Below are 21,646 nucleotides of genomic sequence, written 5' to 3'. Positions count from 1 at the left end.
CGTCGTTCCACACTGCCCATTCGTGGTCCCCGTCCAAGACACCGAGCAGCACCGCATACTCGGGAGGCTCGAAGTAGCGGCCGGAGTACGGTTCCAGCAGCACATGCTTCTCCGTGAGACGGACCTGCCCGAGCCCGTCGACTCGCAGAAGTCGCGCCGTCGGCCACCCCTCCCGCAGCTTCTCGGCGTCGTCTCGCAGTGCGGCGGGGCGGTCGAGGCCACCACGAGAAGCCGCGGCCAGTCGTGATCGAGTTCGATCATAGAGTCACGCCCAATCTCGTAATGGTGCTTCACAATTGCTCAGACGACTCATGTTCGTACCTGCGCGCTTTAGTCCCTGGCACCGCACTACCGACGCGTCATCAACGCGGTTATTCCACAGATGATCTTATCTACAATGAAAAATGACTGTCTGAAACTTACTCGACTGCAAGCTAAGTGACACGGCAAACCAATTTTGTATCATCATATTCGTTGCACCCCAACCTTTTTAATCGATACCCAAGGCTGTTACCCTTGGCCGTGGCACGGTTCCCGCCGATCAACTGATCTCGATTAGCGAAGTGGTTTGTCGAGTGCCTTTCCCCATCAAAAACCCTCGAGGAGCACGCTATGCCGCTGTTGCATGTGACCCAGACCCCCGGCCAATCCGCCGAAGCGAAGCGTGAGCTATTGAAAAAGCTGACTGCTGCATACGTGGACGCGACAGGAGCGAAACCGGCAAGTGTCTGGGTGACGATCGAAGAAGTGTCGAAGGACGATTGGGCCATCGGCGGTGAGACTCTGACCGAACGAGCCTTGAAGCCGGCCTGACCGACTTTCGGCGAGCGACTCCGACTTCTCGTTCGGCCACCTCGGTCGCGCGAGAGGCCGGAACCCACCCTCGGTTCTCACTGAAGGTCGGCGCCCTCGATCAACTGGACGTGGTGCCCTCCGCTCACCTGCTGAGCGGAGGGCACCACGTCGAGAAACTCGTCGATGCCATCAAATGTTGCGGAAACGGCGTAGTCGGCGTTGCCGTCCTTGATTCCGAGATCTCGGCCGTGGCGATACTGAACAACCTGCGGACTGCAGCCGAAGTCGGGACCGTCAACTATAAGTCAGTCATCGTGACTGATTGACCCTCACACAAGGAGCAACTTTCATGGATGATCCCGTTCTCGTCCAGCGCGACGGTGTTATCGAGACCTGGACAATTAATCTGCCCGAAGAACGCAACCCGATCTCCGGCGAGGACGTGATCGACGCGCTCGTAGCGTGCGTGGCCGCTGTCAATGCCAGCCATGAGACCAGAGCAGTCATCGTGACGGGCGCCGGTTCCGCGTTCTCGGCCGGCGGTAACGTGAAGGACATGGCGGAAGGCCGCGGGCTCTTCGGAGGCAAGCCTCACCAGCAGCGCGAGGGGTATCGGAAGGGAATTCAACGTATACCTCGGGCCATGTACAACTGCGACGTCCCCCTGATTGCGGCAGTGAACGGCCCCGCAGTCGGCGCCGGCTGCGATCTCGCGCTCATGTGTGACATGCGGATCGCCTCCGCCACGGCCTTTTTCGCAGAAAGCTTCGTCAAGCTGGGTATTATTCCCGGGGATGGTGGAGCGTGGTTGCTGCCACGCGCGATCGGCGCGGCCCGCGCCACCGAGATGACGTTGACCGGGGACCGCGTCGACGCGGCGACTGCACTGGAATGGGGGCTGGTCTCCCGGGTCGTCGCCCCGGAGCAGCTGCTCGACGAGGCGCGCGGGCTGGCGGAACGCGTAGCGGTCAATCCGCCGAACTCGGTGCGGATGGCCAAGAAGCTTTTGCGTGAATCACAGCATCTGAGTCTCGATAGTTTGCTCGAGTTGTCTGCTGCCATGCAAGCACTGTCCCATCACACCGCCGACCACCGGGAGGCCGTCAGCGCGTTCATGGAGAAGCGTCCGGGTTCCTTCACAGGTGAGTAGCACCTGAATCGCTCGAGGCTGGGTCGGTATTACCGGAGAATGACCGCTCAGCCGCCCGCGAGCTCAGTACGAGAACCACGAACGAGCAGATCTATCATCGCCTGAGCCACTGACATGCGCTGGCCGTGGAGGCAGTCGTTCACGTGCGCGCCGCCCAAGTCGCCCCAACGGCCCGCGAACCCGCGGATAGACAGTGCAGTGAAACCGTGGTTACATCACGGGGGTGGAACGGATACCGGCACCCGAGCAGCGTCTCGACGAGTGGGTGATGCTCGCCTACCGGATCCCCCGTGAGCCGTCGACACCGCGAATAGCGTTGTGGCGCAAACTCCGCAAGTACGGGGTGTTCCAGCTCGCCGACGGGGTGGTGGTGCTGCCCGCCTCGGCCCGCACCCGCGAGCAGTTCGAGTGGTTGGCCGAGGAGATCGTCGAGGCGGACGGGCAGGCGGAGGTGTGGACCGCCGCCCCCACCACCCAGAACCAGCAGGACCGGATGCGGGCGAAGCTCTCGGCGGACCGCGCCGCCGAATACGACGAGATCACCGACGCCGCCGAAGCGGCACGCTCACTGCCCGACACCGACGGACGGACCAGGAAGCTCACCCAGCTGCACCGCCGGATGCGGGAGATCGAAAAACGCACCTTCTTCCCCACCGCGCAGCGCGACGGGGCGGAGGCCGCGCTCAAGGAATTAGCCGGCCGGCCCGCGGAAACGCAGGTGCCGCAATGAGGTGGGCGACCCGCGCCGGGATCCACATCGACCGCGCCGCGTGTGCGTGGTTGATCCGCCGCAACATCGACCCGCATGCCGAGTTCCTGTGGGTGGCCGATCCGGCGGACGTCCCGGACGATGCGGCCGCGTTCGACATGCGCGGGGTGGAATTGTCGCATCACCACGGGGATTGCAGCTTCGAGACGATCCTGCGCCGCTACGAACTCACCGACCCGGTGCTGTGGGTGCTCGCCGAAATCGTCCACGAGGCCGACATCGACGACGGCCGCTACGACGCCCCCGAAACCCCCGGCCTGGACTCGGTGCTGCGCGGGCTGTCGTTGACCGGCACCGACGATCAGACACTGGCGGTGGCGACCCGCATCTTCGACGGGCTCTACGAATTCCATCGCCAACGTGTCCTGTCCGGCCGCGAACCGTCCTGACCCCGAGTGCGGCCCGACCACCCTGCCCCGCCCTGACTTTCATGTTTCGGAGACCGACGTGAGCAGTAGCGAACCCACCACCGACACGCCCGCGACCAGCCCGTCGCGCCGCCGGGATCTGATCCCGTTGCGGAAGGCGAGCTGGGCGTGGTTCCTGATCTCCCTGCAGACCTTCGGCGGACCGGCCGGGCAGATCGCCGTCATGCAACGCACCCTCGTCGACGAGAAACGTTGGATCGGGCAGAAACGGTTCCTGCACGCCCTGAACTACTGCATGCTGCTGCCCGGCCCGGAAGCCCAGCAGCTCGCCATCTACACCGGCTGGCTGCTCAACGGCACCATCGGCGGCCTGATCGCCGGGGTGCTGTTCGTGCTGCCCGGGATGATCGCGATGCTCGGACTGGCCGCGATCTACGTCGCGTTCGGCACCACCACCGTCGTGCTGGCCATCTCCGCCGGCATCGCCCCCGCCGTCCTCGCCGTGGTCGTCCAGGCCGTCACCCGCGTCTCGAAACGGGCGCTGACCCGGCCCGCCCACTGGGCGATCGCGGTCTGCGCCTTCCTCGCGCTGGCCTTGTTCGCGGTCCCGTTCCCGATCGTCATCACCGTGGCCGGGTTCGCAGGCTGGCTCATCGGCCGACGCACGCATGGCGCCGACACCAGCAGCAAACCCGAGAAGGACACCGACGAGACGCCGCCGCTGATCGCCGACGACGCCCTGCACGCCGACGCCCCCAGCCTGCGACGCACGGTCCTCGTCCTCGGTGTCGGCCTGATCGCGTGGGCAGTTCCGATGGTCGCCGTCGTGGTGTTCACCGGCCGGCACAGTGTGTTCACCGAACAGGGTCTGTTCTTCTCCGGCACCGCGTTGGTCACCTTCGGCGGCGCCTACGCCGTCCTCGCCTACGTCGCGCAGAAGGCAGTGGAAACCTACGGCTGGCTCACCCCCGGCGAGATGGTCCGTGGTCTCGGTCTGGCCGAGACCACACCCGGTCCGCTGATCATGGTGGTGCAGTTCGTCGCGTTCCTCGGCGCCTACCGCAACCCGGGCGATCTCGACCCCTGGGTCGCCGCGACGCTCGGCGCGCTTCTGACCACGTGGGTGACGTTCGTGCCGTGCTTCGTGTTCATCTTCCTCGGCGCTCCCTATGTCGAGCGGCTCCGCACCAACACCCACGTGACCTCCGCGCTGAACGGCATCACCGCATCGGTGGTCGGAGTGATAGCGAACCTGGCCCTGTACTTCGTCATCCACACCCTCTTCGCCGACGCCTCCCTGCTGCACTGGGGCCCGATCCACCTGCTGGTGCCCGACCTGAGCACGATCCGCCCGGTCGCCCTGGTCATCGGCGTTCTCGCCGCGGTGATGGTTTACCGATTGAACTGGTCCGTGCTGCGCACCCTCGAGGGCTGCGCCCTCCTCGGCCTCACGGCCGGCCTGGTCGGGCTCCCCATCGCCTGACCCTGCGTCCGAAAGGTATTTGTGTTGATTGCTTTCTCGTCCACCGTGCTGCTCGCCGTCCCCGCCGGGGCATCGGATGAGGGCGAGTTCCCCCTGTTCGTGGTGCTCGCGATCCTCGCCCCCCTCGCGGGCATGGCCGTCGTCGCCGCACACCACCGCGCCGACAACCCCGACGAGTCTCCAACTCGAACCGACACGAAACCCCAGCCGGAATCGCTCGGGCCACCCCCTCGATCGAATCGACACCTACTGACCGGCGATCCGGGGGCGTGGGCGGCGGTGGGCCTTGAGTGAACCCGGTGGGTATCGGGGGCTTGCACACCGAACCCGCACGAGTTCATCGTCATGTATGACCAGAATCCGGGAACTCGCACGCATTTGACGACCGGTGACACGGTGATGCTGGACCCGCAAGGGGTCTCGAAGTTCAAATCCTCTACATCGATGAGGATGGTCATGCGCTCATCGAATCCTTGTTGGACAACCCGGGCACCTACCCGTACAACGTCCAGGTGAAGTTTCTCGTGCCGGCCGCCTAGCGTCAGTACCCCTCGCCGGATTTACCTCATCGCTTCCCGTCGCGCTCTTGGATGATCCGATCGGCCAGCCGATACACCGCGCGCACGCCGGGGGAGATACGTCGGGTACGGCTCGACCTGCGGCAGCAGAGTCGGAATCCCCAGGGACATCCCCCTCCAGCACGACATACCAATCCCCAGCTATCACATCTGGCCTGCCCAGATGTAGCTACGCCGACCTTGTTCCACCGCAGGAACCCATACCGCGGATAGCACTCCCCGCCCGGGCCGCAGCGACTCGCAATGGACCCAGGTCTCTGAAGGTTTAGGACTGTATTCCGAAGGCGGCCGGCCCACATCGCCGGCCGTGGCGGGGCCACATGACGTCAGCTCAGCATCATTACGCAGGGCGTTCGCGCGGGCACCGGAGTTCGAGTCAACAACCAGGTATGCGGACGAGTCGGGAAATGAACCGTAGTACTTGGCGTACACGATGGTGTCGTCCTCCGTCAGGTGCAGGCCCAGGTCTGTAGCCAGCTCCGCGGCGACCTTCTCGTCCGATCGTGCGCCATACCAGTGGTAGAGCCGAGGGCCACCGAACCAGAGAACCAGCGCTCCGATCACGACAACCGCAACAACGATGCCAGTCCACATTCGCCGTGATGGTTTCGGGAAGAACGTCATTCCTTGATACGACCACAACCGCCACCTCGTCAGGGATACCGACCATGGTGGCGCATTCGCGGGCCGAGATGAACACCGTACCTGCGGCGCCGTCATCCAGCGCGCGGTCCCGGGTACAGGAAGCGGCGCCGTACGTCCGCGAGGCGCTCGTAGTGACACCCTCAATCCCGAGATCGCCGAAGCGTTGACAGCGGCATTCTGCGGCCGCGGACGCATCGTTCTCGACGGCGAGGTCGTCGTACTCGATCACAGCAAGCACTCGTTCGGCCAGCTCCAGCGGCGCATGGGGATTGCACACGCGACGAAGCCGTTACAACGACGAATCCCTGTGACATTCTCACCCTTTGACGTCCTGGCGTTCGACGACCTGGACCTCATGAGCGCGTCACACCTGGATCGGCGGGCGGAGCTTGCTGAGCTGGATTCGGTCATCCAGAACGTTGGCGGCCTGCCCATCACCGTTTCCCGCATTGGGAAAATCAGAGCAGCAGAATCATGCTGAATGTCGCGAAAGTGCTGAATGGAACGAGTTTTGACCAAACGGTCGACATCAATCTTCGGTTATTCATCACGCCGCCGACCCGATCGTGCCGATGGCATCGGGGTATTCAAAAGAGCATTCATCGAGCACGCAACAAGCTCGTCGGGGAACTCGGCGTGTCGTGAAAGGTGCGGAATACGGACAAGATCGTTGAGTGCTGTGCGAACCGCATTGACCAGCGCGAGTGCGTCTGCCTCGGTGACTTCGGAACGCGAGGTTCGTAGCCATTTGACCCATTCGGCGAGGTCGTCCTGGCGGATTCGGCGATCACGCTCGGCAGCACTAGCGGGGAGGTTGAGCGCTTCGGTAACTGACACCGCGAACAGATCCGTTGCTTCGGTTGCAATACGAACATAACCTCTCACAAGGCCCTCGATGACCAGTTCATCGGAGGCGCTGTGATGCATGGCCCTGGAGCTCTCCAGGGCCATCCATTCGTGTACTCGGATGATCATGGCGGAAAGGATGTCGGCCTTGCTGTCGAAGTACCTGTAGACGGCAGGGCCTGCGATGCCGAACTCGTCGAGGCTGACTCCACCGAAACCGCGCTCCCGGAACGCGCGCGCCGCTGCTGCGATGATCTGTTCGCGACGTGATGTACCTGGTCGTTCATTTGCGACTGGAGCCGCTGGCGCATCGCGGGACTCGGGTGACGCTGACGCGCATTCGGGGGTATTGATGGCTGCCAACGCAGCAGACACCAGCAGTGGGGACAGGCGACGCTGTGACGGTGACCGGTCGTAGTGCCCTGGGCTGGTGATGATGCTCACCGCCATCCACGCGCGTACGTCGGCACCGGATCTGCTCTTGGAGGGGTCGGCTTTTTCGATGGCCCTTCGCACCGCGCCTCCGATGCGACGAGTACCCTCGCGCACTCGCTCGAAGTCATCGGCGGTGAGGTGCCGTGCTTCTCGCTGCCATAGGGGGCCGAGTCTAAGGCTCTCCAGTGATGCCTCGACCATCCGCGTCAATAGCTCCTCTAAGCTGCAGACGCCGGTTTCGGAGCGCTCGGCGGATTGGGCTGCCATGAGCAGTCGGTCCTGGTCTTCGAGGACCACCTGCGACAGCAGATCCTGCTTGTTGGCGAAGTGCCGGTAGATCGCCCGTGCGGTGACGTCGGTTGCCTCGGCGATGTCTTCCATCCGCACGGCGTGAAACCCGTATTTCGTGAACAATTCACTCGCGTTGTGGAGTATCTGCGCACGCCGGTCACGGGGTCGCCGGCGCGTGGCAGTGGACGCTTTCACAGTTTGCGATGCAGTCACGACGCCCCTTTTCTCCTCGAGGCCCATATGGGATGCACACGATGTCCGGACTGGCGGCGCAGCCGTTAATACAGCCTTCTGACGATATACCGGCGGCGGACGGTCCCCCGCAGTACCCCGCACTACCGCCGTTCGAGGGCCGATCGGACACAATGCCTCCTCCCACGCGGGGCGGCGCAGGTGCACTGCGCCCGAGCGTAGGTGAAGTCTCCACGTACGGCCGCAGTATGTACAGCATTGCACAATTTTCGATAAGAGTCATGGACAACTTCGGTTACATGATTCTACCTGCCTGATTCGATGAAAGATACGTTCGCATGACATTTTCGGATCAACACTGGGCGATGCGCCCCTCGCACTGCCGCGGTGCACTCGCGGATCGGCAGCTCTTCCTTTCTAGTATTTGTGTCCCCAACAGGTCATATGCTTCCGAATGAACGAAAAATCAACCATGCCTCCTCCAGCCTCTCCGACTCCGAGCAGTTTCACATTCTCAGATACGAGCTATTGACATAGCTGTGGGGTTGGGCCTACTAATGTGAGTAGACGCACACCCGGTTCGCGAAGTAGCCACTAGGGATCAAGGACATGCCGCCCCATGGAGGCGACCATCCGCACCCGGCCGGTCACAGCTTCTACTTACGCCCGTTCGAACAAAGGAACTTCGATGAAGGATCTGCAATTTCTGCAATGGAAGACCGACCAGAAGGTAGGCACGGTCTGGCTTACCCGCCCGCCGGTCAACGCGGTCACCCGCGAGATGTACGCAGAGATCAAGTGGTTCTTCACCCACACGGAGGAGTACCTCCCCGAGGCTCGGGCGATCGTCTTGACCGGCGCCGGCAAGCACTTCTGCGGCGGCAACGATCTCACCGAATTCCAGACGATGACGCCGGAAAACGCCGGTGAGCGCATGCTTGCGGTCCGTGAAGCGTTCTGGTCGATCTACGATTGCCCGTTGCCGGTGATCGCAGCTGTCCACGGAGTGGCCGTGGGCACCGGATTGGCCCTGGCAGCGTCGTGTGATCTGGTCGTGGCAGCCAAGGGCGCCACCTTCATGCTTCCCGAGGTCAACGTCGGTGTGATGGGCGGCGCCAAACATGCGTCACGCCTGGTACCACAGCAGTTGGTCCGATATCTGCACCTCACCGGCGAACCGCTGTCTGCCGAGGAACTCGCGCAGCAGGGCGGCGTCTTGAAAGTCGTCGATCCCGATCAGCTACTCGACGTGGCCTACGACGTGGCGGCCAAGATGGTCCGGCACTCGCCGGTCACGTTGCGGTTCGCCAAGCGCAGCCTCAATGCGATCGAATACCAGGACCTCAAGGGCGGCTACGAGTTCGAGCAGGGTCTTTCCGGCGAGTTGTCCGCTTACTCAGACGCCAAAGAGGCCGTAGCAGCGTTCTTCGAGCATCGCGCACCGGCCTACACGGGAGCATGAGATGAATGCTGTTTCACCTGTGCCGGTCGAGCAGATCACCGAGATCGCCGATCTGCGGCGCGAGGCTCGGAGGTGGCTTGCCGAAACAGAGATCCCGACCGTGCCGTTGGAGCTGGAGGAACGGTTCAACGTCCTTCGTCGATGGCAGCGCACACTATTCGATGCCGGATGGATGGGGCTGGGATGGTCACGTGAAGCCGGCGGACGTGGCCTCACCGCGCGGCACCAGCAAGTCTTTTCCGACGAGCTGGCGCGCGCTCATGCACCCGCCCCGATCGGATTGATCGGCCTCGATGTGGTCGGCCCCTCGATCCACCGGTACGGTTCGCCCGAGCAGCGCACCCGCTTTTTGCCACCGCTGCTCGCGGGCAAAGACATCTGGTGTCAGGGGTTCTCCGAACCCTCTGCCGGCTCCGACCTCGCATCACTGCGGACCCGCGCTCTTCGCGACGGGGACAAGTACGTCGTCAACGGACAGAAGGTCTGGACCAGTTGGGGCAATCAGGCCAGTTGGTGCGCATTGCTGTGCCGCACCGACCGCGACGCCGAACCCAAGCACGCCGGCATCTCCTACCTCATCGTCGACATGAGTTCCCCCGGAATCACCGTCCGTCCACTCGTCCAGATGACAGGCGATGCCGAATTCTGTGAGGTCTTCTTCGACAACGTCGAAGTCCCGGTCGGCAACCTGGTCGGCAAGGAAAACGACGGCTGGCGAATTGCCCTCGACACCCTGTCTCAGGAACGTGGCAACTATGCAATGCGCCGACAGGTGGAGATCGGCTGGGGTGTCGAGAAGGCGATCGACGGACTACGAGGCACCTCCCTGGAATCGACGACCAATCGTCGGATCAGCACCGCCATCGGAGAGTCACACGTGGCGCTGCGGGTGTTGGATGCTCAGATCCGCCGAACTGTGCAACGCCTGATCGACGAAGAGGGACCACATCCGCTCGACTCGATCGACAAGCTCGTCCTCAACGACGCAGAGCAGGTGGTCGGCCGCGCCCTCGCCGATCTCCTCGGACCGTTCCGCCTCGACGCCGAATCACAACCTCTCGGGCTGAACGCCGCGCAGTTGATTCACGATCATTACTTCTCGCGTGCCGCATCGATCTACGGCGGTACATCACAGATCCAACGCAACATTGTTGCCGAGCGACTGCTCGGCCTACCCAGGAGCTGATGATGAGTCTCACCGCAGCTGACGTGGACCTCGTCACCCCGATCCGCGAATTCTTTGACCGCCGTGTCACATCCGACTACCACCATGCCCTGCTCAGCGGCGGCTGGGACCCGGAGCTGATGGCCGAACTCGACGACCTCGGCTGGTCCGAGCTGACCCGCCCCGAAATCCGCGGTGGTCTAGGAATCGACCTGACCGCGGTCGCCGGTCTGATCGCCTTGGTCGGTGATCGGCTCATACCCGGCCCCCTGGTCGAGCAACTGATCCTGCCGGCGTACCTCGACATTCCCGACGGTTCGCTCGTCGCCTTCGCCGACCCTGCCGTCACCCTCGACTGGGCATCCTCGATCGGTTCCGTGCACATGGAATCGGGGCAGATCCAGGGAACGATCGAACTCGTACGCTTCGGCGCCGAGGCCGACTCGCTGGTACTGGCAGTCGACGGCCCGGACGGACCGGCGCTGCTGCTCCTACCGGGCAGTGACCCGGCGCTGGCACTCACGCCGATCACCAGTTCCGATCCCACATCGCACTACGTGCGCCTGGAGATCGCATCGCGAACTGTCACCGACGCCGAGATCCTCGCCACCGGAATCGAAGCGGCCACACTCCTACGACAGATCCGGGCATGGTTCCGGCTTCTCACCGCGTGCGAAATCAGTGGTATCGCCCGCCGTACGCTCGAGAAAACTGTCGAGTACGTCGCGCAGCGCCAGCAATTCGGCAAGCCCGTCGGATCCTTCCAAGCCGTGAAACACATTGCGGCGTCGATGGCACAGGCGACCATCTCGATGGAGGCGCTCTGCGAGGCAACGGTTTCCGATATTTCCTCTGCTGAGGTTGATTTCGACATCGAGATGGCAACGTGGACGGCCAAGGCCTATGCCGCCGGCGCCGGACGACAGGTGGTCGAGGACGCCTTGCAGTTGCACGGCGGGATCGGCTTCACCACCGAACACGACCTACACTGGTACTACCGCCGCGTCCTCGCCCTGCGGACCTGGTATGGGGACGAGCACGAACTCCACGCACTCATCGGTTCGCGGCGCCTGACCGACGGAGTCGACCGATGATCACCGCAACTCACACCGATTCCGCGCGCCGCGACCGCTACCTCACCAGCGGCGAGTGGAGCAACAGCACGATCGATTCTGCTTTGGCCGAGTATGCACACCATCACCCCGATCGGCTGGCTGTGGTCGATGGCGATCGTCAGGTCAGTTACGCCGAACTCGACGCCAGAATCCGCCGGTTGGCCAGCGTGCTACTCGAGCGTGGGATCCGACCAGGCGACTCGGTGGTCTGGCAGTTGCCGAACTGGCTTGAAGCGATCGTCGTACATCACGGCGCGCTGCGGATCGGCGCCGTCTCCACCCCGATCATCCCGATCTATCGACATCGCGAAGTGCAGTTCATTCTGAAGCAGTCGCGGGCGCGTATCGCATTTGTGCCCGGCATGTTCCGCACCTTCGACCACCGCGGGATGTTCGACGAGCTGGCGCCCACGCTTCCCGACCTCGAGCATGTGATCACCGTTCGCGGTTCCGACAACGAGTTCGACCACCTCCTCTCGGGCGCAACTCCACTCGACAATCCCGTCGAGCACGCCAGCACCGATATCGCGTTGCTTCTGTACACATCCGGAACCACCTCCGATCCGAAGGGTGCTCTACACACCCACGAAAGCCTGGATTACGAGAACCGGAGCATGATCGAACTCTTCGACCTGACCGGCGAGGACATCGTGTACATGCCCTCACCGGTCGGTCACATCACCGGAATTCTGTACGGACTGCAATTGCCGTTCATGCTCGGCAGCCATGTCGTGTTCCAAGATATTTGGGACCCCGGCGCCGGCCTGGAGTTGCTGCAACGCCGACGCTGCACGTTCGTCATCGGTGCCACACCCTTCTTGCACGGACTGGTACACCACCCGGATCTCGCCGAGTACGACATCGCCCTGCGGGTTTTTGGTTGCGGTGGCGCCGACGTACCCCCCGAACTGATCCGGCAGGCCGAGGAGCAGCTGGGCTGCACCGCGACCCGCATCTACGGATCAACCGAATTCCCGACTCTGTCCGGCGGAAACGCGAGCGATCCGCTGGACAAGCGCGCCACCACAGACGGGCGTCCAATCGGGTCCGCAGAAGCGAGGACTGTCGACGAGCACGACACTCCGGTCCCGCCGGGCGCGGTCGGCGATCTGCAGGTTCGCGGCCCTGACCTGTTCACCGGATACCTCGATTCGAGACTCAATGCGGATGCCTTCGCCTCGGGTGGCTGGTTTCGGACCGGTGATCTGGCGGTGATCGACGAGGACGGGTACATCCAGATCACCGGTCGGCGTAAGGACATCATCGTCCGAGGCGGGGAGAACATTTCCGCCAAGGAGATCGAAGACCTGCTCTTCGAATATCCCGGTATTGCCGATATCGCGGTGATCGGCATGCCCGACCCGATCATGGTCGAACGCATCTGCGCCTATGTGGTGCCGAGCGACCAGGCGCATCCACCTGCGCTGGACGAGCTCACGTCGTTCCTGCGCGAACATCGGATGGCTACCCAGAAGCTGCCCGAGCGGCTCGAAGTCGTCGAACAACTACCGCGGACGGCGACAGGCAAGATCCAAAAGTTCGTCCTGCGTGACCGAATCCGGGACGCTCTGACCTCCGACAACGCTGTCTGATCGCACTCCCTCATCTCCCTCGTACCCCTTCCGGAAGGAAATCCCGTGAACACCACACTTCTCGAGGAGCTCGACGTCCTCGTCATCGGCGGCGGCTTCTCCGGCGTCTACCAGCTCGACCGGCTGCGCACCCTCGGCTACAACGTCAAGATCTACGAAGCCGGCACCGGACTCGGCGGCGTCTGGCATTGGAATTCCTATCCAGGTGCACGCGTCGATACCTGGGCGCCGGTCTACCAGTTCTCGCGTGAAGAGCTCTGGCGCGACTGGAACTGGAGCGAGATGTACCCCGGTCGTGACGAGCTGGTTCGCTACTTCGAATACGTCGACGAGAAGCTCGACCTGAGCAAAGACGTCCGCTACGAGACCCGCGTCCTGGCAGGCCGATTCGATGAAGAAACCCATACGTGGACATTGGTCTCCCGCAACGAGCGCACCGGTGAGGAATTCACCACCCAGGCGCGGTTCGTGATCATGTGTCTCGGTGCCGGCTCCAAGCCCCTCCTCCCCAACATTCCTGGCCTCGAGAAGTTCGGGGGCGACTGCTTCCACACAGCCCGCTGGCCACTGGAGGGCTACGACCTTGCGGGCAAGCGGGTCGCCGTCATCGGCACCGGAGCCAGCGGCATCCAGGTAATCCAGGAGGCCTCGAAGGTCGCAGATCATCTGACGGTGTTCCAGCGCACCCCCAACACCGCGCTTCCGATGAATCAGCGGGTGCTTGGCGAGGCGGACAATGCCGAGATGAAGAAGACCTACCCGGAGCGATTCGCCAATCGCAAGAACACCTGGGCCGGTTTCGATTATGACTTCCTCAAAGAGAACATCCAGGATCTGACCGAAGAACGTCGCAACGAAATACTCGAGGAACTCTGGACCAACGGTGGACTGCAGCCCTGGCTGGGCGGCTTCCTGAATGTCCTGTTCGACAAGGACGACAACGACATCCTGTACGCGTTCTGGCGGGACAAGACACGTCAACGCATCACCAGGCCGGAGCTGGTGGAACTGCTTGCACCGACCGAGCCGATACATCCGTGGGGCGTCAAGCGTGTCTCCCTGGAGCAGAACTACTACGAGAGCCTGTGCCGTGACAATGTCGAGCTCGTCGATACCTCTGCCAATCCGATCCGGGAGGTCGCCGGTGACACCATCGTCACCGCGGACGGTACCCGACACGAAGTCGATGTCATCGTGCTGGCCACCGGCTTCGACTCGGTCACCGGGGGCTTGACTGCCATCGATATTCGCGGCACCAGAAATGAGACCTTCGAGGAGGTGTTCCGCGGCGGCAGCCGGACAGCACTAGGCAAGGCGACAGTAGGCTTCCCGAATCTCCTGTATGTCTACGGACCCCAGAGCCCGAACGCATTCTGCAATGGTCCGACATGCGCCGAACTTGAAGGCGAACATCTGATCCAGATTGTCGAGCACATGCGGAACAACGGCTACACCCGTATCGAGGCCAAGCCGGAAGCCCAGCAATATTGGGGTGCGCATATCGCAGAGCTGACCTCGGCCACCCTGTTCCCGCTGGCCAAGTCTTGGTACATGGGCGCCAACGTGCCCGGCAAAACCGTCGAAATGCTCATGTATCCCGGCGGTCTTTCGGTATACCTCGAGATCCTCGAGAAGGCTGCTGCCGGTGGATATCAGGAGCAGTTCGAACTCGTCTGATCTCACCTGACCAGCCACCCCGATCGGAACCCGAGGGTAGACATGCTCATACATGTCGTGACATTCACCTTCAAGCCGTCCATCTCGACCAGTGAAATCGACGAAATCCCAAAGGGTCTCAAATTCTTTTCGTCGACCAAATACCGTACGCGCGCAATGTCCGACACGGTATCGACCTCGGAACGCGACCGAACAACGCCAGCTACGCACTGGTTGCCCATTTCCAGGACGAAGCCGACTTCCAGCAGTATCTCGACCACCCTCTCCACAAGGAGCTGATCCAGTCCACAATCGTGCCCAAGTGTGAATCCTGGCTCGGGACCCAATTCCTGACAGCCGAGTGACAATCACCCAGTACCTCAACCCGCACGGACTAAGGAGTTCACGCGATGGCTACCTACCAACCCACAGTATTCTCGACCGGGCATCAGTTTCTCGAGGCACCTCGCTGGCATGACGGAAAATTCTGGGCCAGCGACTTCTTCAGCGAACAGGTGCTCACATTCGCCGAGGACGGCACCGCAACGCCGATAACCAAAGTGCCCGGCCGACCGTCCGGACTCGGTTTCCTACCCGACGGGACCCCCCTTGTCGTCTCGCAGAGCGAGCGGTCGGTGTATCGCATCACCGCCGGCGGCAAGCTCGAGCAGTATGCCGACTTCAGCGCACTGGCTGGAGGGATCGGCAACGACCTGTATGTGTCACCGGCGGGCGACGCTTATGCCGGCAATTTCGGATTCGCGCTCGGTGAAGAGGATCCGAAGCCGACTCACCTCGTCCACATCCGGGCCGACGGCAGCGTCTCGCAGGTGCCTGGAGATCTGATCTTCCCCAACGGCTGCGCACGTACCCCCCATGGCACCCTGCTGGTCGCGGAAACCTTCCCGCACCGCATCAGCGCGTTCGACATGGCGGAAGATGGCGGTCTGACCAACCACCGAGTATGGGCGCAGCTCGACGAATCGTTTCATCCCGATGGCATCGCCCTGGATAGTGACGGCGGCCTCTGGTTCGGGAACGCGTTGACCCTCGGCGCCGACAGTGGCTTCTATCGGGTCGTCGAAGGCGGCCAGATCACCGATAAGGTCGAGGTCACCGACACCTGGGCAGTGGCGTGCGCATTCGGCGGAGAGAACCTCGACACCCTCTACCTCTGCTGCAACACAACAACGCTCGAAGAGTTTCACGAAGGACGCTCGACCGCTCATGTTGCCGTCGCGCAGGTCGGGCGCACCGGAGTTCCGGCGTCCATCTGAACGTGAGGAGACAGGCGTGAACACCACGATCGTCACAGAAGGCCGCGGCGGGATCGGGCTTGCGACAGCGCGTACCCTTCAGAAGATTGCCCGAAGCGCCAGGTCGTCCTGGTGGACCTCGACGCCGGCGAGGCCCCCGGCCTTCACTGATCGAGTACATCTCATCGCCTGCGACGTCACCGATCCGGCATCAGAAGGACGCACGGGCGCAGATCGAATAGGCGGCCCCGCCGGTGGTCGGTCTGGTGAACTGCGCCGGTACCGTCATGAACGAAGCCACCGCCGACATCGCGCTGGCCGACTTCACTCGCGTCCACGCAGTTCACATCCACGGCACCTTGCTGTGGTCACAAGCGCTGGTTCGCTCACTCGACGGGTTTCTTGCGGTGTCGGGCCCGTGTGCCAGGCGTCGTGCGCTGCCCCGACGACACACGTCGGCGCCGGCAACTAAGGTACGTACGGGGAGGAAAGGGTTCACAAGGGTGGACACAGCAGTAGCGCAATGCGCGGGACGGCGCGGACGCCGCCTGACCGTCGCACACCTCGATCTGAGCATGGACATGCAGATCGTCATCACCGGGGAGTGCCGCAAGCTCCGACGACTCTCCGGTGGCAGCTGGCAGATGGACCTTGCCTCCCATGCGGGGTCGGCGGAGCAGGTGGAGGTCGTGGTGCGCACCGCGACCGGGCGACGAGTCGGGATGCTCTCCGACGGGAGCTCTACGTCTCCTCGCCGGGCAGGTTGCTTGCCTGCTCGATCCAGGAACGGAGTCGGCCCTTGTCGAGATCGTCGTCTTCACAGATGTCGACGTAGCGCACCTCGGCGTGCTTGGACGCCTTGGGCGGAACAGGGTCCAGCGAGGTCCCACGGAAGACCTGAACCTGGACGTGCTTGGTGTAGCAGCGGAATCTGAGGAACCAGCCCTCGCCGTCGTGCCCGTAAAACGGTTGGTTCCAATTCACGGCTTGTGCACATCGGGGACGGTCCGCGCGATCAGGCTATCGACCCGCTCGCCCAGCGAGCACTTCCACTCGGGCATCGCGGCGATCGGCCTGCACCTGTCCGTCATCCTCCCCCTTCGGCATCTGCGGGTTCCCGCCGGAGAGGAGCTTCGGTTCGGAGCCAGCGTTCTTGTTCGCGTTGTTCCTACTGGTCGGCATCGATCCTCCATCGTTTGTGCTCGTCAAACGGCCGAGGTGGCGGTTTACGCGTGGTCGCCTCCCTACTGACTGCACCGACATTCAAGTTGTACTGCGCAGTGCCGCTGTGCCGTTAATCGAGCCAGGCTCGGCGACGAGACGTGGCCCTCGTGCACTACTGGAAGGATCCACCGTCCTCGCCGTCGCCCGAACCTCCGGCTGCCGGTCGGTGTGATCGGATACCGAACCGCACCGGATCAGCTGACGCTGCTGCACCTCGCCACCGACCCCACTGCCGATAACACGGGATCGGCACCGCCCTCATCCACTGGATACACGCCCACCACCCCAGCATCCCGCTCGTCGCCGAACCGACACCGACCTGGACACCACACTGCGCCGGATCGATCGGGCACCGACGTATCTGCTGACCGACAATCCCCGAACCGTCACGATGGACCGGATCGCCGGCGGCCCCGTCCGCCACCCCGACATCGTCTCCGCAGGAAAGCATTACGGTTGCGTCGCGCACACGTGTGAACCGTTCGACCAGGAATCGAAGGGCGGCGCCGAGCACACGGTCAAAATCGCGAAGGCCGATCTGGTGCCGACCGAGGCGAACCGAGGAATACCCGAGTTTCGCCGAGCTCGTCGACGCATGTGAGCGGTGGGGCGAGAAGGTCAACGCCCGCCCGCATCGCGCTGTCGAGGCCGTCCCGCACAGTGGATCTCGGTATCAGTTCGGCGTCTCGGACCGCCCTGGCCGACGGTGGCCGGGACTTTCGCGGCACAGTACGTCGACGAGGCGATCTTCCGCGCCGGCCTGGACGAGAGCTCGGCAGATCGGCTCGACCCCGTAGTCGGCCTTGTGTGCGTCGATGTAGTCGACGAGCACTTCAGTTTGCGCGGGGGCACCTCCCGCTCGGGGGGGCGAGGCCCGCTGCCGCGAAAAATGCGCACGCCGTCTTCAAGATCTGGTTGGCCCGCTTGTTCCCGCACCTCACATTTGAGTGCAGCGATCCACTTCGCATCATCGGTCTCCGGATGGATACCCAGTTGGTCGGCGATCCTCGCGATCGCGCCACTTCCGATTAGGACAGTCCCCGAAGAAGGGCGGCAGGGTTCAACGCTGCGCGACCATGAGCGATCAGGCAGGCATCACGCTTGCGGCATCCGCCGAGCGCGCTCACGTACGACTCGAATCCAATTCCGGCTCCGCAGAGACGGTCTCGTCCGGCTCCGGTGCCGATGCAAGTCGGCTCGGCCACCAGATCTTCTGCCCGATGTCGACGGCGAGGGCGGGCACGAGGAGTGACCGGACGAGGAGTGCGTCGAGGAGAACACCGAAGGCGACGATGAAGGCGATCTGCGCGAGGAAGATCAGCGGGATGACGGCGAGCGCCGAGAATGTCGCCGCCAGAACCACTCCCGCCGACGTGATCACTCCACCGGTGACGGTCAGACCGCGGAGCACGCCGCGGCGGGTGCCGATGCGCTGGGCTTCTTCCCGGACGCGGGTCATGAGGAAGATGTTGTAGTCGATTCCGAGGGCGACGAGGAACACGAACGCGAACAGCGGGACGACGGGGTCGGCGCCCGGGAATCCGAAGATGTGCTCGAAGACCAGGGACGAGATGCCCAGGGTCGCAGCGAAGGACAGCACCACCGTCCCCATCAGCAGCATCGGTGCGAGCAGCGACCGCAGCAGCAGGCACAGGATCGCGAACACCACGAGGATGACGACGGGGATGATCAGGGTGCGGTCCCGCGTCGACGTCGTCTTCGTGTCGAGGTCGGTGGCGGTGTTGCCACCGACGAGGGCGTCGGCACCGTCGATGGGGTGGACGGCGTCGCGGAGCGCGACGATTGTGTCCTCGGCCTCGAGGGAGTCGGCGGGATCTGCCAGGGTGGCTTCGATCGCCACTCGGCCGTCCACCACCAGCGGGTCCCGGGTGCCGGGGGCGGTCAGCACGGTGAGGTCGCCGACGCCGTCGACCCGGCCGGCGTCGAGTACCGCGTCGAGGGTGCCCTCGTTCGCGATGATCACGGCAGGCGACCCGGAGCCGGCGTCGAAGTGGTCGCCGAGGACCTGCTGGCCCGCAACGGAGTCGACGTCGAGCAGGAACGTATCGGACTCCGCGACGCCGCTGGCCTTGAACTGAGGAACCAGGAGCGCGAAGAGCACCAGCACCAGGCTGGACGCAACCCAGAACCGGCGTGGATGTGCACCGATCCGCGCGGCGAGCGCGGCCCAGAACTTGTGGTCGGCGGCCTCGTCCTTCTCGGCGTGCCGCGCGTCGAAGGCGGGCCTGCTCGGCCAGTACGCTGCCCGGCCGAGGAGCACGAGCACCGCGGGCAGGTACGTCATGGAGGCGACGAAGGACGCCGCGATGCCGATGGCCGCGACCGGCCCGAGACCGCGGTTGGAGTTGAGATCGGACAGCAGCAGGCAGAGCACGCCGGCGATGACGGTGCCCGCGGAGGCGGCGACCGGTTCGAGTGTCGCCCGCCAGGCGGTCCGCATGGCGCGGTACTTGTCCTGTTCGATCCGCAGTTCCTCGCGGTAGCGGGACACGAGCAGCAGGGCGTAGTCGGTGGCGGCGCCGAACACCAGGATGAACAGGATCCCCTGACTCTGACCGTTCAGCGCGATCACGCCGGCGTCGGCGAGCACGTACACGAGCAGACTCGACAGTCCGAGTGCGAAGACCGCGGACGTGATCACGGCGAACGGGAGGATCGGGCTGCGGTAGACGACGACGAGGATGAGAATCACCACGACACCCGCCACCAGGAGCAGCAGTCCGTCGATGCCGGCGAACGCCGAGGACAGATCCGCCACCTGACCGGCGGGTCCGGTGACGAGGACGGTGAGTCCGTCCGGTGCAGCAGCGAGCGCGTCGCGCAGTTCGGTGACGCTGTCGCCGACCTCCCCGGCGCTGTCGACGGGCACGAACATCTGCAGCGCCTGCCCGTCCTCGGACGGGATCGGTGGTGACACCTGGTCGCCGAATCCCTCCGATCCGGCGAAGGAGGCCGCGGTGCCTGCGAGGAATTCGGTGTCGGCGACGGTGATCCCCGACGTCCGTTCGGCGACGACGATCGCGGGCACGAACCGGGTGTCGGTGAAGCCCTTCTGCAGCGCCGACACCTCGGTGGCCTCGGCCGACGCGGGCAGGAAGGACGTGCTGTCGTTCTGCTGGACGGCGGAGAGCTTGCCGGTGAACGGACCGCCGAAACCGCCGACGGCGAGCCAGACGATCACCAGCAGAGCTGGCAGAATCCATCGCAGTCGACGAACCGGGCGTGGGCGGGCGGTTGTAGTCACGTGCTCTCCAATGCGGGACGATTCGACGACCGGATGTCCGGATTGCGACGTTCCTATTTTGTTCAGCATGCTGAGCAAATTGCAAATGGAGGCGAAGAAATGACGAGCGACGGCATGGATCAGTGGCCCACCGGACGCCTGCTGTCCACGGCGGCGCGACTGGTGGAGCACTCGTGGGAGGACATCCTCCGGTCGGAGAACATGACCCATGCGGGACTCATCTCACTGCACACGATCGCCGACCGGCCCGCCTCGCAACGCGACATCGCAAAGGCCTCGCGGGTGACGGACCAGACGATCAGCCGCACCATCGACCGCCTCGAGCGCGGCGGGTACGTCACCCGGGAGACCGATCCGAACGACGAGCGCCGCAAACGGGTCGCGATCACCGAGTCGGGACGCGCGATCTACCGGCACCTGCTGACCCTGGAGAAGGAGGATGCGGCCCTCACCGCCGCGGTCGGCGACGTGGGGCCGCTTCGCGAACAACTCCTCCACCTCGTCCGGTCGCTGGGACTTCCGCCCCGGGACGAGGACTGATCCGGCGTCACACATTCGCGGGCAGGGCGATGACGACCTCCTGCTCGTTCCCCGGCAGATAGTGGACCGTCACGACCCTGCCGACCTGGACGTGCCCGACGGTGCGCGGCGGCATGAACTTCTCGACGCGGGTGGTGAACGTCGTGCCGTCGGGCCGGGTGACCGCCAGCCCGAGTTCCACCTTCGAATTCCCGTTGCGGATCTCCCCGGGCACACTGAGCGACTGCACCACCGCCTGCGCGGGGATGCCGCGGGCCGCGATGTCGAGCTTGCCCGGGGTGGTGACTCCCTGCCGAATCATGGATCGGTTCAACGCCTCCTGCGCCGACGCCACGTCGCCGGAGCGGTCGATCTCGACCTTGTCGGTGCGGCCGGGAAGGTAGCGGACGGGGAGCACGACACCCGGACGGAGAAGCGCCAACTCGGTCAGCGGCACGATCATCCTGGCGTGCGACTCGAACATCTTGCCGTCGGCGCCCTCCACGGCGAGGTCGATCCGCACTTCCGGCTGGTCGCCCCGCGTCATCCCCGTCTGACGCACCGACCGCACCGTCCCGATCCCGACGGCCCCGTTGCGGAACGCGGCACTGTTGCGCCCCGTGAACGCCGCCAGCACGCTGTCGCCGGTGAGGGCGAAACACACCACGACCACGCTGACCGCGACGATCGGCCAGATCATCTGGGGGCCGACCCACGACAGCGCGTCGATTCCGTAGTTAGTCCGGCCACGATCGCCGAGTCCGTACCAGAGGTAGTAGCCGACCGAGCCGACGAGAAACACCAGGGCGGCGGTACGCACGATCTTCTTCACGAGGTGTC

General features: G+C 63.9%; 22 protein-coding genes. 17 read left to right on the top strand and 5 right to left on the bottom strand.

The window, feature by feature from the left end; genetic code table 11:
- The first annotated feature begins 22 nt into the window (after window positions 1–22).
- The 7 genes from CA951_RS43320 to CA951_RS07040 all read left to right on the top strand — a co-directional run bounded on the left by CA951_RS43320 (window position 23) and on the right by CA951_RS07040 (window position 4,859).
- The gene (locus CA951_RS43320) at window positions 23–247 is read left to right on the top strand and encodes a hypothetical protein (protein ID WP_087556169.1); all 225 of its coding nucleotides are present in this window, start codon (window positions 23–25) and stop codon (window positions 245–247) included.
- A 365-nt stretch (window positions 248–612) separates the two neighbouring features.
- A complete protein-coding gene (locus CA951_RS07070; RefSeq protein WP_087556168.1) occupies window positions 613–813 on the top strand; it encodes a 4-oxalocrotonate tautomerase family protein in 201 nt (66 codons plus the stop codon).
- 331 nt (window positions 814–1,144) lie between these two features.
- Window positions 1,145–1,945: a crotonase/enoyl-CoA hydratase family protein gene (locus tag CA951_RS07060; protein WP_087556166.1), complete on the top strand. Its 801-nt coding sequence runs from the start codon at window positions 1,145–1,147 to the stop codon at window positions 1,943–1,945.
- Window positions 1,946–2,168: 223 nt separating this feature from the next.
- Window positions 2,169–2,675 carry a Chromate resistance protein ChrB gene (locus CA951_RS07055; RefSeq protein WP_087556165.1) on the top strand — a complete coding sequence of 169 codons (507 nt, stop codon included), beginning with the start codon at window positions 2,169–2,171 and terminating at the stop codon, window positions 2,673–2,675.
- Window positions 2,672–3,103 (top strand): chromate resistance protein ChrB domain-containing protein, encoded by a 432-nt coding sequence (locus CA951_RS07050; RefSeq protein ID WP_087556164.1) that lies wholly within the window; start codon window positions 2,672–2,674, stop codon window positions 3,101–3,103. Before CA951_RS07055 ends, CA951_RS07050 begins: the two co-directional genes overlap by 4 nt.
- Window positions 3,104–3,161: 58 nt before the next feature.
- Window positions 3,162–4,565 (top strand): chromate efflux transporter, encoded by a 1,404-nt coding sequence (chrA, locus tag CA951_RS07045; RefSeq protein WP_087556163.1) that lies wholly within the window; start codon window positions 3,162–3,164, stop codon window positions 4,563–4,565.
- A 24-nt stretch (window positions 4,566–4,589) separates the two neighbouring features.
- Window positions 4,590–4,859 (top strand): hypothetical protein, encoded by a 270-nt coding sequence (locus CA951_RS07040; protein ID WP_143543027.1) that lies wholly within the window; start codon window positions 4,590–4,592, stop codon window positions 4,857–4,859.
- A gap of 428 nt (window positions 4,860–5,287) precedes the next feature.
- Here CA951_RS07040 and CA951_RS07035 read toward each other — a convergent pair whose 3' ends face one another.
- Window positions 5,288–5,767, bottom strand: coding sequence for a hypothetical protein (locus CA951_RS07035; RefSeq protein WP_087556161.1), 480 nt, complete (start codon window positions 5,765–5,767; stop codon window positions 5,288–5,290).
- 184 nt (window positions 5,768–5,951) lie between these two features.
- On the opposite strand from CA951_RS07035, the gene CA951_RS44085 reads away from it, so the two are divergent.
- On the top strand, window positions 5,952–6,269 hold the full coding sequence (locus tag CA951_RS44085) for a hypothetical protein (protein WP_256973395.1): 318 nt from the start codon (window positions 5,952–5,954) through the stop codon (window positions 6,267–6,269).
- A gap of 59 nt (window positions 6,270–6,328) precedes the next feature.
- On the opposite strand, the gene CA951_RS07025 is transcribed toward CA951_RS44085, so the two are convergent.
- Window positions 6,329–7,573, bottom strand: coding sequence for a TetR/AcrR family transcriptional regulator (locus CA951_RS07025; protein ID WP_179220133.1), 1,245 nt, complete (start codon window positions 7,571–7,573; stop codon window positions 6,329–6,331).
- A 598-nt stretch (window positions 7,574–8,171) separates the two neighbouring features.
- Between CA951_RS07025 and CA951_RS07020 the strand changes: the two genes are divergently transcribed.
- From CA951_RS07020 to CA951_RS06990, 7 genes are all read left to right on the top strand, one after another.
- Window positions 8,172–9,014 (top strand): enoyl-CoA hydratase-related protein, encoded by an 843-nt coding sequence (locus tag CA951_RS07020; RefSeq protein WP_256973394.1) that lies wholly within the window; start codon window positions 8,172–8,174, stop codon window positions 9,012–9,014.
- A gap of 19 nt (window positions 9,015–9,033) precedes the next feature.
- On the top strand, window positions 9,034–10,200 hold the full coding sequence (locus CA951_RS07015; protein WP_087556158.1) for an acyl-CoA dehydrogenase family protein: 1,167 nt from the start codon (window positions 9,034–9,036) through the stop codon (window positions 10,198–10,200).
- 2 nt (window positions 10,201–10,202) lie between these two features.
- Entirely contained in the window at window positions 10,203–11,273 is a 1,071-nt protein-coding gene (locus CA951_RS07010) for an acyl-CoA dehydrogenase family protein (protein ID WP_256973392.1), read from the top strand.
- Window positions 11,270–12,886: an AMP-binding protein gene (locus CA951_RS07005; RefSeq protein WP_087556156.1), complete on the top strand. Its 1,617-nt coding sequence runs from the start codon at window positions 11,270–11,272 to the stop codon at window positions 12,884–12,886. The genes CA951_RS07010 and CA951_RS07005 overlap by 4 nt, the downstream gene beginning before the upstream one ends.
- A 45-nt stretch (window positions 12,887–12,931) precedes the next feature.
- Complete coding sequence (locus tag CA951_RS07000; protein WP_087556155.1) at window positions 12,932–14,563, top strand: NAD(P)/FAD-dependent oxidoreductase; 1,632 nt, start codon at window positions 12,932–12,934, stop codon at window positions 14,561–14,563.
- 122 nt (window positions 14,564–14,685) lie between these two features.
- Window positions 14,686–14,907: a Dabb family protein gene (locus CA951_RS45060; RefSeq protein WP_087556383.1), complete on the top strand. Its 222-nt coding sequence runs from the start codon at window positions 14,686–14,688 to the stop codon at window positions 14,905–14,907.
- A 45-nt stretch (window positions 14,908–14,952) separates the two neighbouring features.
- Window positions 14,953–15,819 carry an SMP-30/gluconolactonase/LRE family protein gene (locus tag CA951_RS06990; protein ID WP_087556154.1) on the top strand — a complete coding sequence of 289 codons (867 nt, stop codon included), beginning with the start codon at window positions 14,953–14,955 and terminating at the stop codon, window positions 15,817–15,819.
- Window positions 15,820–16,539: 720 nt separating this feature from the next.
- Here CA951_RS06990 and CA951_RS44080 read toward each other — a convergent pair.
- Window positions 16,540–16,782 (bottom strand): DUF1801 domain-containing protein, encoded by a 243-nt coding sequence (locus CA951_RS44080; RefSeq protein WP_256973391.1) that lies wholly within the window; start codon window positions 16,780–16,782, stop codon window positions 16,540–16,542.
- Between the two features lie 631 nt (window positions 16,783–17,413).
- Here CA951_RS44080 and CA951_RS43780 point away from each other — a divergent pair.
- Entirely contained in the window at window positions 17,414–17,623 is a 210-nt protein-coding gene (locus CA951_RS43780; RefSeq protein WP_218780482.1) for a hypothetical protein, read from the top strand.
- Window positions 17,624–18,145: 522 nt separating this feature from the next.
- Here the strand turns inward: CA951_RS43780 and CA951_RS06970 are convergent.
- The gene (locus tag CA951_RS06970; protein ID WP_087556153.1) at window positions 18,146–20,287 is read right to left on the bottom strand and encodes an MMPL family transporter; all 2,142 of its coding nucleotides are present in this window, start codon (window positions 20,285–20,287) and stop codon (window positions 18,146–18,148) included.
- A gap of 99 nt (window positions 20,288–20,386) precedes the next feature.
- Between CA951_RS06970 and CA951_RS06965 the strand changes: the two genes are divergently transcribed.
- Window positions 20,387–20,827 carry a MarR family winged helix-turn-helix transcriptional regulator gene (locus CA951_RS06965; RefSeq protein ID WP_087556152.1) on the top strand — a complete coding sequence of 147 codons (441 nt, stop codon included), beginning with the start codon at window positions 20,387–20,389 and terminating at the stop codon, window positions 20,825–20,827.
- A 7-nt stretch (window positions 20,828–20,834) separates the two neighbouring features.
- Here CA951_RS06965 and CA951_RS06960 read toward each other — a convergent pair whose 3' ends face one another.
- Window positions 20,835–21,638 carry a hypothetical protein gene (locus CA951_RS06960; protein ID WP_087556151.1) on the bottom strand — a complete coding sequence of 268 codons (804 nt, stop codon included), beginning with the start codon at window positions 21,636–21,638 and terminating at the stop codon, window positions 20,835–20,837.
- Window positions 21,639–21,646: the final 8 nt, after the last annotated feature.

It is taken from the genome of Rhodococcus sp. NCIMB 12038 (assembly GCF_002165735.1).
Lineage (GTDB): Bacteria > Actinomycetota > Actinomycetes > Mycobacteriales > Mycobacteriaceae > Rhodococcus_F.
The sequence above is the reverse complement of the archived record's forward strand: the minus strand, read 5'-3'. Positions and strand labels throughout refer to the sequence as shown.

Excerpts from the sequence above, each read along its gene's own strand:
- CA951_RS07070 (WP_087556168.1), top strand. The coding sequence starts at position 613 with ATGCCGCTGTTGCATGTGACCCAGACCCCCGGCCAATCCGCCGAAGCG.
- CA951_RS07060 (WP_087556166.1), top strand. The coding sequence starts at position 1,145 with ATGGATGATCCCGTTCTCGTCCAGCGCGACGGTGTTATCGAGACCTGG.
- CA951_RS07050 (WP_087556164.1), top strand. The coding sequence starts at position 2,672 with ATGAGGTGGGCGACCCGCGCCGGGATCCACATCGACCGCGCCGCGTGT.
- CA951_RS07035 (WP_087556161.1), bottom strand. The coding sequence starts at position 5,767 with ATGACGTTCTTCCCGAAACCATCACGGCGAATGTGGACTGGCATCGTT.
- CA951_RS07020 (WP_256973394.1), top strand. The coding sequence starts at position 8,172 with ATGGAGGCGACCATCCGCACCCGGCCGGTCACAGCTTCTACTTACGCC.
- CA951_RS07010 (WP_256973392.1), top strand. The coding sequence starts at position 10,203 with ATGAGTCTCACCGCAGCTGACGTGGACCTCGTCACCCCGATCCGCGAA.
- CA951_RS07005 (WP_087556156.1), top strand. The coding sequence starts at position 11,270 with ATGATCACCGCAACTCACACCGATTCCGCGCGCCGCGACCGCTACCTC.
- CA951_RS06990 (WP_087556154.1), top strand. The coding sequence starts at position 14,953 with ATGGCTACCTACCAACCCACAGTATTCTCGACCGGGCATCAGTTTCTC.
- CA951_RS43780 (WP_218780482.1), top strand. The coding sequence starts at position 17,414 with ATGGACCGGATCGCCGGCGGCCCCGTCCGCCACCCCGACATCGTCTCC.
- CA951_RS06965 (WP_087556152.1), top strand. The coding sequence starts at position 20,387 with ATGACGAGCGACGGCATGGATCAGTGGCCCACCGGACGCCTGCTGTCC.